The sequence below is a fragment of the Billgrantia ethanolica genome (assembly GCF_021404305.1).
Taxonomy (GTDB): domain Bacteria; phylum Pseudomonadota; class Gammaproteobacteria; order Pseudomonadales; family Halomonadaceae; genus Halomonas; species Halomonas ethanolica.
The window spans coordinates 1-813 of sequence record NZ_JABFTX010000012.1 but is presented as its reverse complement, the minus strand read 5'-3'; the positions used below and the strand labels follow the sequence as shown (position 1 = coordinate 813).

General features: G+C 60.6%; 2 protein-coding genes. Both read left to right on the top strand.

The genetic code is table 11. The features are described 5' to 3' along the window. Window positions 1-138 precede the first annotated feature (138 nt). Complete coding sequence (locus HOP53_RS21280; protein ID WP_234271862.1) at window positions 139-648, top strand: transposase; 510 nt, start codon at window positions 139-141, stop codon at window positions 646-648. Next, window positions 618-813: helix-turn-helix domain-containing protein (locus HOP53_RS21755; RefSeq protein ID WP_422677633.1), on the top strand; the 196-nt coding region annotated here is incomplete at its 3' end. The genes HOP53_RS21280 and HOP53_RS21755, both read left to right, overlap by 31 nt.

Sequence of the window (813 nt, the reverse complement as noted above, 5' to 3'; positions counted from 1 at the left end):
GTAAAGTTCTTTCAAGATGTTAAACATATCCTTCCCTAGAAATTTAGGTAGCTTTATAAGGTGCTTACCTTTAGCGAAAATCACTCCCGCTCGATCACCCTATCTGTCAGCGTAGTTGTCACCTAAACGGATTGAGAGGTGATCAACGTGCGTTACCCCGCAGAGCGTAAGGAAGCCATCCTCAAGAAGATGGCACCGCCCATGAGCATGACCATCCCGGAACTGGCCGAGCAGGAAGGCATCACCGTGACAACCCTCTACAATTGGCGGAAACAGGCCAGAGCACGAGGACAGGTTTTGCCATCACGTTCGACCCAGCCCGACCAGTGGACCAGCCAGGAGAAGTTCCAGATCGTCCTGGAGACGGCCCCGATGAATGAGGCCGAGCTCAGCGCCTATTGCCGTGAGCGTGGCCTCTACCCCGAACAGGTGGAGGCCTGGCGGGATGCCTGCATGAACGCCAACGAGGATGCGGCAGCACAGGCCAAGCAGCTTCGCCAGGCGCGGAAGGCCGAGCAGAAGCGGCTCCGCCAGCTGGAGCGTGAGCTGCGCCGCAAGGACAAGGCCCTGGCCGAGACGGCGGCGCTGCTGGCCCTGTCAAAAAAGGCCGAGGCGATCTGGGGCACGACCAACGACGAGGACGACTGACCAGCCTCCCGGATCGCCAGCGCATCGTGACCCTGGTGCAAGACGCCCAGCGTGACGGTGCTCGGCTGGCCAAGGCCTGTCAGATGATGGGCATTAACGTGCGGACCTACTATCGCTGGGTCACCGAAGGCGAGGTGACGGCGGATCGCCGCCCCGACGCCGACC